This is a genomic window from Nocardiopsis oceani (assembly GCF_054777395.1).
In genome coordinates this window covers 109,603-121,536 of sequence record NZ_BAAHAR010000008.1, presented here as the reverse complement: position 1 = coordinate 121,536, position 11,934 = coordinate 109,603, and the positions used below count along the sequence as shown (strand labels likewise).

General features: G+C 70.5%; 10 protein-coding genes and 1 pseudogene. 5 read left to right on the top strand and 6 right to left on the bottom strand.

Annotated features, from left to right (window positions below):
• Positions 1 to 125 precede the first annotated feature (125 nt).
• Complete coding sequence (locus tag ACYVDG_RS06290; RefSeq protein WP_460747388.1) at positions 126 to 572, bottom strand: type II toxin-antitoxin system PemK/MazF family toxin; 447 nt, start codon at positions 570 to 572, stop codon at positions 126 to 128.
• A gap of 78 nt (positions 573 to 650) precedes the next feature.
• A complete protein-coding gene (locus ACYVDG_RS06285; protein WP_460747387.1) occupies positions 651 to 1,232 on the bottom strand; it encodes a TetR/AcrR family transcriptional regulator in 582 nt (193 codons plus the stop codon).
• Positions 1,233 to 1,272: 40 nt separating this feature from the next.
• Here ACYVDG_RS06285 and ACYVDG_RS06280 point away from each other — a divergent pair, with 40 nt between their 5' ends.
• From ACYVDG_RS06280 to ACYVDG_RS06265, 4 genes are all read left to right on the top strand, one after another.
• Positions 1,273 to 2,529, top strand: coding sequence for an acyl-CoA dehydrogenase family protein (locus tag ACYVDG_RS06280; protein ID WP_460747386.1), 1,257 nt, complete (start codon positions 1,273 to 1,275; stop codon positions 2,527 to 2,529).
• Complete coding sequence (locus tag ACYVDG_RS06275; RefSeq protein WP_460747385.1) at positions 2,526 to 3,368, top strand: SDR family NAD(P)-dependent oxidoreductase; 843 nt, start codon at positions 2,526 to 2,528, stop codon at positions 3,366 to 3,368. The genes ACYVDG_RS06280 and ACYVDG_RS06275 overlap by 4 nt, the downstream gene beginning before the upstream one ends.
• Positions 3,365 to 4,114, top strand: a complete 750-nt coding sequence (locus ACYVDG_RS06270; protein ID WP_460747384.1) for an SDR family oxidoreductase — start codon at positions 3,365 to 3,367, stop codon at positions 4,112 to 4,114. Before ACYVDG_RS06275 ends, ACYVDG_RS06270 begins: the two co-directional genes overlap by 4 nt.
• Positions 4,115 to 4,257: 143 nt before the next feature.
• Positions 4,258 to 4,584, top strand: a complete 327-nt coding sequence (locus tag ACYVDG_RS06265; protein ID WP_460747383.1) for a phosphotransferase family protein — start codon at positions 4,258 to 4,260, stop codon at positions 4,582 to 4,584.
• Between the two features lie 64 nt (positions 4,585 to 4,648).
• Here the strand turns inward: ACYVDG_RS06265 and ACYVDG_RS06260 are convergent.
• Positions 4,649 to 5,824: pseudogene (locus ACYVDG_RS06260) on the bottom strand (RNA-guided endonuclease InsQ/TnpB family protein).
• Positions 5,825 to 5,967: 143 nt separating this feature from the next.
• Here ACYVDG_RS06260 and ACYVDG_RS06255 point away from each other — a divergent pair.
• A complete protein-coding gene (locus ACYVDG_RS06255; RefSeq protein ID WP_460747382.1) occupies positions 5,968 to 6,618 on the top strand; it encodes a phosphotransferase family protein in 651 nt (216 codons plus the stop codon).
• Between the two features lie 42 nt (positions 6,619 to 6,660).
• Here ACYVDG_RS06255 and ACYVDG_RS06250 read toward each other — a convergent pair whose 3' ends face one another.
• The 3 genes from ACYVDG_RS06250 to obgE form a co-directional block, all read right to left on the bottom strand.
• Entirely contained in the window at positions 6,661 to 7,548 is an 888-nt protein-coding gene (locus ACYVDG_RS06250) for an alpha/beta hydrolase fold domain-containing protein (RefSeq protein ID WP_460747381.1), read from the bottom strand.
• Positions 7,549 to 9,180: 1,632 nt separating this feature from the next.
• Complete coding sequence (proB, locus tag ACYVDG_RS06245; RefSeq protein ID WP_460747426.1) at positions 9,181 to 10,344, bottom strand: glutamate 5-kinase; 1,164 nt, start codon at positions 10,342 to 10,344, stop codon at positions 9,181 to 9,183.
• 99 nt (positions 10,345 to 10,443) lie between these two features.
• The gene (gene obgE / locus ACYVDG_RS06240; RefSeq protein WP_460747380.1) at positions 10,444 to 11,808 is read right to left on the bottom strand and encodes a GTPase ObgE; all 1,365 of its coding nucleotides are present in this window, start codon (positions 11,806 to 11,808) and stop codon (positions 10,444 to 10,446) included.
• Positions 11,809 to 11,934 lie beyond the last annotated feature (126 nt).

Below are 11,934 nucleotides of genomic sequence, written 5' to 3'. Positions count from 1 at the left end.
ACGTGGGTGATCACCTCCAGCGTATAGCGCACCGCCAGCGGTGGCCCGAAGTTATCCACAGTGTGAGACCCCACCCGGCCACACGGCCCGATCCACCTGGGCGCCCTCCCCATCCGCGAGGTCGCTCAGCTCCAGCCGTAGCGTTCCCGGAGTACGGCGGCGACCTTCCAGAAGATCCGTTCGTCCATGACGGCGGCCTCGCGGCGGATCGAGGCCTCGTCGAACTCGAAGAGCCGGTCCACCCGGAGATAGGAGTCGCGGCCCTCGCGGTCCCAGGTACCCGCGCCGATCGGCAGCCAGTCCTGGCGCTCGCGTTCGTCGGGGGCCTGTGAGGAGAGCATGAGGCCGTGCAGGCGCCCGCCCTTGCGGCCCACCACGAGGAGGGGGCGGTCCTTGCCCTGGGCAGGGTCCTCCTCGTAGGGGACCCAGGTCCACACGATCTCGCCCGCGTCGGCGAGCCCGTCGCGCTCGGGCGCGTACACGAGCTTGGTGGCGTTGCGTCCCGTGGGGACCTCGCGGACCGCGCCTTCGTGGGGGTGGGCGTCACTGTGCTGTGTCGTCTGTTGGTTCACGCAGGCATCTTAGGGCTCTTCGCACCCACTGGCACAAGAGACCCGGCCGCGGAGGCCGGCCCGCCTGGGCCGACCGGCTCACAGGTCCAGCAGTGCCTTCAGGGCGCGCACGCAGTGGTCCACCTCGTCGGCGAGGTCCCGCGGGCGCTGTTCAACGGGGACGGCGGTCCACTGCAGGGCGCGGTCCTCCACGTAGGCGGTCCAGGCGTGGGCAGTGGGCCCAGCGGACTCGGGAAGCTCCAGCAGAGCGCGCACGCGAGCGCCCATGGTCTCCCGAAGGTCCTCCACCAGATCGCCGTCCAGCGTCACCGGACCCCCGCCGAACACCAGCGCCAGGTACGACTCCCGGCGCCGGTCCACCTGCTGGTAGTAGCGCTCGGCGAACTGGGCCACCGCGCCCCAGGACTCCAGCCCCTCCTCGGGGGCGGTGTTGCGCACGACCCGGCGCCCGGCGGCCGCCACGACAGCCGCGTGGAAGGCGGTCTTGTTCGGGAAGTAGTGGAACAGCAGTCCCCGGGAGATCCCGGCCTCCTTGGCGACCTCGTCGATCGCCAGTTCCTGGATGGGCCGCTCCACCAGCATGCTCAGGCCGATCCCGACCAGCTGACGCCTGCGTTCGTCCTGGGTCATCCGCGTCCGGCGCGGCGCTTCCTCGCTCACACTATTGAGCATTGCTCAATAAGGACGTAGTGTCAACGCCATGGACTTCGCACCCTCCGCGCGCGCCGCCGACCTGATCGAACGCGTACGCACCTTCATGGAGACCGAGATCGACCCCGTCGAGGAGGCCTACCACCGGGACCTGGCCGCCCGCCGGGTGGACGGCGACCCCTGGCAGCCCCTCCCCGTGATCGGGGAGCTGCGCGCCAAGGCCCGCGCACAGGGCCTGTGGAACCTCTTCCTGCCCGCAGGGCACGAGGGCCCCTACGCCGAGCGCTTCGGCACCCTGGGCGGCGCAGGGCTCAGCAACACCGACTACGCCCCCGTCGCCGAGCTCACCGGCCGCTCACACATCGCCCCGGCGGTGTTCAACTGCGACGCCCCCGACACCGGCAACATGGAGGTGCTCCTCAAGTACGGCTCCGAGGAGCAGAAGGAGCGGTGGCTGGAGCCCCTCCTCGACGCGCGCATCCGCAGCGCGTTCTGCATGACCGAACCCGGGGTCGCCTCCTCCGACGCCACCAACATGGAACTGCGCGCGGAGGTCGAGGGCGACGAGGTCGTGGTCAACGGCCGCAAATGGTGGTCCACCGGCATCGGACACCCCGACTGCGAGATGCTCATCGTCATGGGCCTCACCGACCCCGAGGCCGACCGCCACCAACGGCACACCATGGTGATCGTCCCCCGCAGCACCCCGGGGGTGCGGGTCGAGCGCCAGCTGGACACCATGGGCTTCCAGGACGAGCCCGGCGGCCACGGCGAAGTCACCTTCACCGACGTGCGCGTGCCCCTGGCCAACGTCATCGCCGGACCGGGACGCGCCTTCGAGATCGCCCAGGGACGCCTGGGCCCAGGCCGTGTCCACCACTGCATGCGCCTGATCGGCCTGGCCGAAAAGGCCCTCGAACTCGCCTGCGAGCGCGGGCTGTCGCGCACGGCCTTCGGCAAGCCCCTCGTCAACCTGGGCGGCAACCGCGAACGCGTCGCCGACGCCCGCATCGCCATCGACTCAACCCGCCTCCTGGTGCTCAACACCGCCTGGAAACTGGACCAGGGCGGCCCGCTGAACGCCCTGAGCGAGGTCAGCCAGATCAAGGTGGCCGCGCCGAACATGGCCCAGGAGGTCATCGACTTCGCCATCCAGCTACACGGCGGCGCCGGGCTATCGAACGACTTCCCGCTCGCCGGCGCCTGGACCAGCGCGCGGGCCCTGCGCCTGGCCGACGGCCCCGACGAGGTCCACCGCGGGGTCGTCGCCCGCCTCGAACTGATGAAGCACGGAGCGAAGAGATGAGCGCCCGCACCGAGAACGGCCGCAGAGTCCTGGTCACGGGCGGGGCCTCGGGGCTGGGCGCCGCCCTCGTCGCCGCCTTCGCCGCGCGCGGTGACCGGGTGATCGCCACCGACCTCGCAGAGCAGGCGCCAGACTCCCTGCCCCAGGGCGTGGAGTACCTGCGCCTGGACGTGACCTCCGACGACGACTGGGCGTCCGCCCTCGCCCACGTCGAACAGGGCGGCGGCCTGGACGTGCTGGTGAACAACGCGGGTGTGGCCGCGGGCGGACGGATCGACCACCTCACCGTGGACGACTGGCGGTCGATCACGGAGATCAACCTGTTCGGCGTGGTCCGGGGCTGCCGCACCTTCGCCCCGCTGTTCAAACGGCAGGGCTCGGGATACATCGTCAACACCGCCTCGGCGGCCGGGCTGATCCACCCGCCGACCATGAGCTCCTACAACGCGGTCAAGGCCGCGGTCGTGGCGCTCAGCGAGACCCTCCAGCACGAACTCGCGCCCTACGGCGTCACCACGTCGGTGGTGTGCCCGTCGTTCTTCCGCACGAACCTCGCCGCCTCCCTGAGCGGCAGCGATCCCGCGGTGGAGGCCTCCGCGAGCAAGCTGATCAACGGTTCGAAACTGACCGCGGACGACATCGCCGCCGAGGTGCTCAAGGGCATGGACCGCCGGAAGCCGGTCATCCTCACCGACCGGGCGGGGCGCGTCGCGGTGCGTACCAAACGCCTGCTGCGCCCCTTGTACGACCGCACGATGCGCCGGATGGCCGAAGGCGTCCGCCGCCGCGTCGAGCGGAACAACCCCGCTACGAAGAGCAGCACGGAGACGCACGCATGAGCAAGGGAACGATCATCATCACCGGGGCCTCCGCGGGCCTGGGCGCCGAGATGGCGCGGCAGTTCGCCGCCTTCGGATACGACCTGGGCCTGTGCGCCCGGCGCACCGAGAAGATGGCCGCCCTCCGGGACGAGATCGGTGCGGCCCACCCCGACCGGCGGGTGGTGCTGAAGGCCCTCGACGTCACCGACGACGAGGCCGTGTTCCAGGTCTTCAAGGAGCTCGCCGCCGAGTTCGGCGCCGTGGACCGGGTCATCGTCAACGCGGGCTTGGGCAAGGGAGCCGCGCTCGGCAAGGGCCGCTTCGACGCCAACCGGCAGACCGCCATGACCAACTTCGTGGGCGCGCTCGCCCAGTCGGAGGCAGCCGTGGAGATCTTCCGCGAACAGGGCCGCGGACACCTCGTGATGGTCTCCTCGATGTCGGCGCTGCGCGGCATGCGCAAGGCCATGACCGTCTACGCCGCGACCAAGGCAGGTGTGGCGGCCATCGCCGAGGGTCTGCGCTCGGAGCGCGTGCCAGGCCTGGACGTGTCCGTGGTCTACCCGGGCTACATCCGCTCGGAGATGAACGAACACGTCGCCCAGAAGACCCGGTTCATGGTCGACACCGAACCCGGGGTCCGCTCCATGGTCGCGGCCATCGAGAAGCGCAAAGTCAAGGCGTACGTCCCGGCGTGGCCTTGGGCCCCGATCGGCTTCCTCATGAAGCGCCTGCCGCTCTCCGTGGTCAGGAAGCTGACATGAGCGACACCCCCGGTACCCGGCCCACCGGTCGCGTCTCCGGTGCCCGCGAGGTCCGCGACGAGGACGCCTTCGACGTGGCCGCGGTGGCCGACTAGCTGCGCGAGCACGCCGAGGACCCGTCCGGGATCGAGGGCGTCCCGGAGGTGCGCCAGTTCTCCGGCGGGGCTTCCAACCTCACGTACCTGCTGCGCTACCCGGGGCGGGACCTCATCCTGCGCCGCCCGCCGGCCGGGCAGAAGGCGAAGAGCGCACACGACATGGGGCGCGAGTACCGCATCCAGTCCCGGCTGGCCCCGGTGTTCCCGCACGTCCCGGCGATGGTGGCGTTCTGCGACGACGAGTCCGTCATCGGCTCGGAGTTCTACGTCATGGAGCGCCTGGCGGGACCGATCCCCCGCAAGGAGCTCCCCGCGACGTCTCCCTCTCCCCCGGCGAGGTCCGACGGCTGTGCGTCAGCGACCCGTGGCTGAAGCCACGGGCTTGCAGGTAGGTGCCCACCTGGCTGATAGGAGACCTCCCGCGTCCAGCACCCCCTCAATGTTGGGAGGGTACGGGGGCGGCTGACTGGCGCCCCGCGATCCACGCCGCCTCGCCCCGGTGGGCGAGGTTGCGCGAAGTATTCACATCGGCGTGCAACACCACACCACACCACACCCCCGGCACGCGAACACCGACCGGGAGGGCCGGTTGTGTCTGCTGGTGTGGTCGCACGCCGAGCAGGACTGCGAGGTGTAGGCCGCATCCACGACCACCACGGGAACCCCGGCCCTGCGAGCTTTGTAGGAGAGGAAGTCGCGCAGCTGGGCGAAACTCCACGAATGCAACATGGCGCGTTGGTGTTTGGCCTGCCGTACCCGGCCACGGATGCCCTGGAGGTCTTCCAGGGCGATGCCGTGGCCGGTGCGTTCGGCCCGCTCCACGATGTGCTTGGAAATCTGGTGGTTGACGTCCCGCGCTCGCCGGGCCTCCTTGCGGCGCTGGCGCTTGAGCTGGCGTTTGGCGCTCTTGGTGTTCTTGGCCTGCAGCTTGGCGCGCAACCGGTTTTGCCGCTTGCGGTACCGGTTGAGCTGGCGCCCGGCGTAGCGTTGGCCGGTGGGGGTGGTGGCGATCTCCACGATGCCCAGGTCCACCCCCGCAAACCCCGAAGGCTCCTCGTTCAGCCGAGCCTCGGGCACCTCACAGGTGGCGGCCAGGTAACCACTGCCCGTCCTGGTGCATCAGGTCGCTCTCCCCCTGCTGATACTGGGCCAGGAGTTTGAGCTGGTCGGGCGCGCAGGTGAAGGCCAGGTTCTTCATCCGGCCGTGGGTGGTCCAGATCGAGACCGTGCGCGCATCCATCTGCCAGGACAGACAGCGCGCATCGAACGGTTGGGCCGCCTCCGGTTGGAAGGCCACCGGGGTGGTCTCGGCGCGCCTGCGGCGCGGCGAACCCGCGCGTCCCAGGTGTCCGGCCTTCAGGTGGGCCTGCCGGGTGGTGTAGGCGTCGGCGACCTTGCCGATCACCCGCACCGCGGGCTGGGCCGAGAGGCCGAAGGAGGCCTTGAGGTCGGCGTAGACCGCTTTTTGCAGGGCGTACTTGTTCCGGGCCCCGGTGGCCTGGGCGATCTGGGAGGCGTGGTTGGCGGCCCGGTTACAGGCGTGCAAGGTCTCTTGAAGAGTCCGTGCCTGTTCAGGCGAGGGCAGGAGTTTGACCCGCACCACCAGCTTCATGGTCGAACACACTAACGACCCACCCGCCGCTGGTGGGGCCAAACAAGAAAACTGGTCTGCGATGGGCGACGCAACTGTCACAGACCGCCACCTTCCTCGAAGCGAACAGGGCGATTCCTCCCGGGCATCCTCGCCCAAGACAGGTGAACGTGCTGGACCTGCTCGCGGATCTGCACTCGGTTGACACCGAGGCGGCGGGGCTGGCCGAGTTCGGCCGCGGTGAAGGGTACGTGGCCCGCCAGGTCGCGGGCTGGTCCAAGCGGTACCGGGCCGCCAAGACCTGGAACATGGGTTCGTTCGAGAAGGTGATGGGCTGGCTGGCGGCCAACCAGCCCCGGGACCGGCGCACCTGCCTGATCCACAACGATTTCCGGTTCGACAACGTCGTCCTGGACGCCGAGGACCCCACCCGCCCGGTCGGACTCCTGGACTGGGAGATGGCCACCCTCGGAGACCCGCTCATAGATCTGGGCGGTTCCCTCGCGTACTGGGTGGAGGCCGGTGAAGACCCGCTGTTCCGCCTGTTCCGGCGCCAGCCCACCCACCTGGAGGGCATGCTCACCCGCACCGAGGCCCGCGACCACTACCTGGAGCGCGTCGGTATCGGGCTCACCGAACGCGAGTGGGCGTTCTACGAGGTCTTCGGGCTGTTCCGCCTCGCGGTCATCTGCCAGCAGATCTACTACCGGTACCACCACAAGCAGACCACCAACCCGGCATTCCGGTTCTTCGGGCTGGCCTGCCGCCTGCTGGAGCAGCGCTGCATGAGGATCATCCGCCGCGCCGACCGCTGACCCCGCGGTCCCGGGCGCGCCTGAAGCGCCCCCGGGGCGGCGTCACAGCTCCTGGACGGTCCGCATGATCCGGTCCCGGGCGTCGCTGCCCTCGGGAACCGGAACCAGCGGGTGGATGTGGAAGGCGCCCTCCTGCTCGAACAGGTGGGACTCTCCCCCCACTTCAGTCACCAGTTCGTGCAGTCGGCGCGTGTCCGGCAACAGCAGGTCTCGCGTACCGATGTAGAGGTCCATGGGCGGCAGGGTCGCCAGTTCCCCGTAGACCGGACTCAGCCGTGGCAGGGACAGGTCGTCGCCGCCCGCCCAGGACCTGGCCGCCTCCACCATGCCCACGGGGCTCAGCCAGGGATCGCGCACTTCCACTTCGGCGATGCCGGGGTTGGACATCGTCATGTCGGCCCACGGAGAAATCAGAAGCAACCTCGCGGGCTCCGGCAGCCCCGCGCCAGTCAGGGTCTGGGCCAGGGCGAGCGCGAGCCCGCCGCCGGCGGAGTCCCCCGCGATCAGCGTCCGCCCGGGTGACACGTCCCCGAGAAGCTCCCGGTAGACCTCCGTCAGGAACGGGAAGGCCTCCCGGTAGGTGTGTTCGGGGGCCAGCCCGTAGATCGGCACCTCCACCCGGCAGCCCGCGTCGGCCATCCTGGAGATCAGCACCCAGTGCCACGCGGCGATCTCGCTGACGTAGGTGCCTCCGTGCACGTACAGCACGGCCTTGTCCGTCTCCTCGACTTCGCGGGGAAGCACCGTGTAGGTGGAGAAGCCACCGACATCCCGGAGGGTGATCCAGTGCCGCTGGGTGAGCCAGATGGGCGGGTCGGGGTCGTCCTTGGGTTCGTGGAGCCACTCCCTGGTGTCCTCCGCCGATTCCAGGGTTGGTTTACGGAAGACCCGGAGGGCCAAAGACAGCAGGCGCGTCATCAGGCTCGGCATGGGTGCCACCCTCCTCAGGAAGTCCTGTCATGGAGCCTTTCACAAGCTCACGGCAGGGCGGACCGAGGAGGGCCCTGGAACCCCGATGTGGCGTCCAGCGGGCAGTCCGGCCCTGAACCGGAGGACTCAGGACTGCTGACAATGGGTGTTGGGTTCTCCTGCCCTTGGGGTGTGCCCCTTTCCGCGTGGGTGCGGGAGGTTCCCCGCGGGTGCGGGAGGTTCCCAGCGGGTGCGGGAGGTTCCCCGCAGGTGCGGGAGGTTCCCCGCAGGTGCGGGAGGTTCCCCGCAGGTGCGGGAGGTTCCCCGCAGGTGCGGGAGGTTCCCCGCAGGTGCGGGAGGTTCCCCGCAGGTGCGTTCGGTCCTGCGTGGCCGTGGGGTTCTCTGCGGGTGCGGGTTGCCCCGTTTCCTGCCGCTTGATGGTGGCCGTCTCCGCTGCGCGCGTCAAGGTCGTCGCCGTCGAAGCGCTGGCGCGCTGTCGAGGGCGCTCCACCTTGACCCGCTTCGCTGCGACGGCGGGTCGGCGGCTATCAGGAAACGGGGGACGTGTGGTCGGGGTGGCGACGGGACCGGCCTTCGGCCGGGAACTGCCCCGAGCCTGCGGCCCGGTCCGGCCGTGGCCGGCCGGATTCCTTCCCGTAGGTCTGGTTGTGTCGGCAGACGCGTCGCAATCCAGTGGCCGGCCGGCGACGAAGAGCCCGATTAGGCCGGGGCGTGGCTGGGCGCGTCCCACCGGTCTTCCGGCTCGGCGGTGGGTGGCCAATACGGGTGCGGGTGGTGCTGTTGGACCGGTCGGGTGTGGGTTCCAGGGCATCGAACCCCCCTGTTGGAGTCATTTTGGGCACCGAGATTGCCTCCAGGGAGGGGGTTCACCGGCCCCCGGGTGCTTCCGGGAGGGGGCTCGGCGCCCCAGGCGCCCCCAAGTGGGGGTAGCGGGCGTCCCCCGGGGGCAGCCCCGCTGTCCGAAACTGGCCCGGCGAAGATGACCGCTGCGTCCGAAACCGGTTGATCCCCGATGATCTTGCCCCTGGCTCAACCCTCGACGGCCGAGGGTGGAGCTGGGAGCAAGATCATCGTTGGAAAGGGGGGCTGAATCCGACCGAAAGCCCGGTGGGACGCGCTCAGCCACCCGCCCGGCCTGATCGGGCCCTTCGTCGCCCACTGGCCACTGGAATGCGACGCGCTGGCCGATCAAGCCGGGCGGACGGGCAGGCATCCGGCCGACCACGGCCGGACCGGGCGAAGCCCGGCCCACCGGGCCGCAGGCCCGGGGCCCGAAGGGCCCCATATCGGCCCCGACCACACCTCCCCCGTTCCTGACAGCCGCCAACCCGCCGTCGCAGCGAAGCGGGTCAAGGTGGAGCGCCCTCGACAGCGCGCCAGCGCTTCGACGGCGACGACCTTGACGCGCGCAGCGGAGACGGCCACCATCAAGCGGCAGGAAACGGGGCAACCCGCACCAGCAGCAAACCCACACCCACCGCGAGCCCCCACGCAGAACCCCAAGCCCACCCCGAACCCCATGCCCGCGCGGACCTCCCACACCCGCAGGGGAACCACCCGCACCCACGCGGAAAGGGGCACCCCCAAAGGGCAAGAGAACCCAACACCTTTTCTCAGCTTCTCAGCAGACTCTCAGAGCAGCACGAGGTCGTCGCGGTGGACCAGCTCCCGCTCGTAGGAGGGGCCCATTTCCCGGGCCAGCCAGCGGGTGGAGCGGCCCATGAGGTCGGGCACCTCGGCCGCGTCGTAATTGACCAGACCGCGGGCGACCACCGTGCCCGACTCGTCGCGCAGGTCCACGGGGTCCCCGGCGCTGAACTCACCGTGCACCTTCACCACCCCGGCGGGCAGCAGCGAGGCCTTCTCGCTCACCACCGCGTTGACCGCGCCCGGGTCCAGCACCAGACTGCCGCGGCCGGCGGTGGCGTGGGCCAGCCACAGCTGACGGGCGGAAGGGCGGCGGCGGTCGGCAGGGGCGAAGAACGTGCCCACCCGGTCCCCGGCCAGGGCCGAGCGTGCGTTGGCGGCCGAGGTCAGCACGGTGTGCACGCCCGCCTCAGTGGCGATCCGGGCGGAGTCCACCTTGGTGACCATGCCGCCGGTGCCCACACCGCGCTTGCCGGTGCTGCCAATGTCGATGCCGTCGAGGTCCGCGGGGCCGCGGACCAGGTTCACCACCGAGGTGCCCTCATCGGCCGGGTTGCCGTCGTAGAGGGCATCCACGTCCGAGAGCAGTACCAGGGCGTCGGCGCGCATCAGGTGCGCCACCAGCGCCGCCAGGCGGTCGTTGTCCCCGAAGCGGATCTCATGGGTGGCCACGGTGTCGTTCTCGTTGACGATCGGCAGGGCACCGATGTCGAGGAGGCGGCGCAGAGTGCGCTGGGCGTTGCGGTGCTGTACCCGGCGCATCATGTCCTCCACCGTGAGCAGGACCTGGGCGGCGGTCAGGCCGTGACCGGCCAGCTCGGCGGCGTAGGAGGCCACGAGCAGGCCCTGGCCGACGCTCGCGGCAGCCTGCTGGGATGCCAGGTCACGCGGGCGCCGCGGCATCCCCAGCGGGCTCATGCCTGCCGCCACCGCGCCGGAGGAGACCAGGATCACCTCCTGGCCGAGGGCGCGGCGGGCGGCCAGCACCTCGACCAGGTCCCGGATACGGCCGGAGTCGATCAGCCCCTCCGAGGTGGTCAGTGAGGAGGACCCCACCTTGACCACCACCCGGCGGGCGTCGCCGATCGCCGTGCGCCCGGTCTGCTCCAGGGGGTCGATGTGCTGCTGTTCGGTGTTTGCGCTGTGCACCACGAGGGGCTTTCCATCCGTGGCACGGAGCCCGGACCGGGCGCCGTGTCCCTACCTGTATGGGTCCGGCTGGTATGGAGCGGTCGGTCCCCGCGCGGGTCAGCCCAGCCGGGCGTCGGTTCCGCGCGGGCCAGACGGGACGGCCTCGGCGTCCGCGGAGGTGTCCCAGTCGAAGACCACCGAGTCCTCCTCCGTACCGATGTGCACCTCGGCGCCCTCCTTGGCACCCGCCTTAGCCAGCTCCTCCTCGATACCCAGGCGGTTGAGGCGCTCGGACAGGTAGCCGACGGCCTCGTCGTTGGAGAAGTCGGTCTGGCGCACCCAGCGGGCGGGCTTGTCGCCGCGCACCTGGAAGACGTTGTCACCGATCGGCACGACCTCGAAGGGGGTGTCGCCGATCATCTTCGGCCGGATCACGACGCGGGTGGGCTCGGCGGCCGGTGCGGCGGCGCGGGCCGCGGCGACCTGCTCGCCCAGTGCGAAGGAGAGTGCGCGCAGCCCTTCGCGGGAGGCCGCGGAGGCCTCCATGACCTTGTACCCGCGCTCCTCCAGGATCGGGGTGACCAGGTCGGCCAGGTCACGGCCGTCGGGCACGTCCACCTTGTTCAGGGCGACGATGCGCGGGCGGTCGGACAGGTCCACCCCGGCCTGTTCGCCGTAGGCGGCCAACTCGGCCTCAAGGGCGTCCAGGTCGCTGACCGGGTCGCGGTTGGGCTCGAAGGTGGCGCAGTCCAGGACGTGCAGAAGGGTGGAGCAGCGCTCGATGTGGCGCAGGAACTCCAGACCGAGGCCCTTGCCGGCGCTCGCGCCGGGGATCAGGCCGGGCACGTCGGCGATGACGTACTGGGTGGCACCCGCCTCCACCACGCCCAGGTTCGGGATGAGGGTGGTGAACGGGTAGTCGGCGATCTTGGGCCTGGCCGCGGACATCGCGGCGATCAGCGAGGACTTGCCTGCGCTGGGGAAGCCCACCAGGCCGACGTCGGCGATGGTCTTCATCTCCAGCCGGACGTCGAAGGCCTCGCCCTCCTCGCCCTTGAGGGCGAAGCCGGGGGCCTTGCGCTTCTTGGAGGCCAGCGCGGCGTTGCCCAGGCCGCCGTTGCCGCCCTGGGCCAGCACCAGGCGGGTGCCGTGTCCGACCAGGTCGGCGATGACCTCACCGTTGTCCTTGGTGACCACCGTGCCGTCGGGCACGGTCAGGACGAGCTCCTGGCCGTTGGCTCCGGCTCGGTGGCCGCCCTGGCCGGGCGTACCGTTCTGCGCGCTGCGGTGCGGTCGGCGCTGGTAGTCCAACAGGGTCGCGGACTGGGTGTCGACCTCGAGGACGACGTCGCCGCCCCGGCCGCCGTTGCCCCCGTCCGGGCCGCCCAGCGGCTTGAACTTCTCCCGGTGCACGGAGGCGCAGCCATGCCCGCCGTTTCCGGCCTTGACGTGCAAGACCGCCTCGTCGACGAAGTCAGGCATTGCTCTCCCCGGGGTTCAGGGGCCACCACCGCCCGGCGGGGCCCGATACTGCATGCGTGTCACCTGTGACAACGCGAGGGGCGGGCCAGTGTTTCCCTGGCCCGCCCCCGAAAACCGCTCTTGATC

What these genes read in the sequence shown, in the direction of transcription:
- ACYVDG_RS06280 (WP_460747386.1), top strand. Translation starts at nt 1,273, where the DNA reads ATGGACTTCGCACCCTCCGCGCGCGCCGCCGACCTGATCGAACGCGTA.
- ACYVDG_RS06275 (WP_460747385.1), top strand. Translation starts at nt 2,526, where the DNA reads ATGAGCGCCCGCACCGAGAACGGCCGCAGAGTCCTGGTCACGGGCGGG.
- ACYVDG_RS06270 (WP_460747384.1), top strand. Translation starts at nt 3,365, where the DNA reads ATGAGCAAGGGAACGATCATCATCACCGGGGCCTCCGCGGGCCTGGGC.
- ACYVDG_RS06250 (WP_460747381.1), bottom strand. Translation starts at nt 7,548, where the DNA reads ATGCCGAGCCTGATGACGCGCCTGCTGTCTTTGGCCCTCCGGGTCTTC.
- obgE (WP_460747380.1), bottom strand. Translation starts at nt 11,808, where the DNA reads ATGCCTGACTTCGTCGACGAGGCGGTCTTGCACGTCAAGGCCGGAAAC.